Annotated in this window: 1 protein-coding gene; it reads left to right on the forward strand. The window is 67.3% G+C overall.

The annotated features are described in order from the left end of the window. On the forward strand, positions 1–263 hold a 263-nt coding region (locus ADK64_RS14730; RefSeq protein WP_159046244.1), incomplete at both ends, for a hypothetical protein.

The following is a 263-nucleotide window of genomic DNA, read 5'->3' on the forward strand; positions in this document are numbered from 1 at the left end:
AACGCGCATGTGATTTTGGAGGCTGCTGAAGTGCGGCCTGTGGTGGGGCGTGCGGTGGTTCCGGATGGGGTGGTGCCGTTGGTGGTGTCCGGGAAGTCGGTGGAGGTGGTGCGGGCTCAGGCGGGCCGGCTGGTGGAGTTCTTGGGTGCGGACGCTTCGGTGAGCCTGACGGATGTGGCGTATTCGCTGGCCACCTCCCGGGCGCATTTTGATCATCGTGCGGTGGTGGTGGCGGGTTCGGTGGAGGAGGCGCGGGAGGGGCT

It is taken from the genome of Streptomyces sp. MMG1121 (assembly GCF_001280015.1).
Classification (GTDB): Bacteria; Actinomycetota; Actinomycetes; order Streptomycetales; family Streptomycetaceae; genus Streptomyces.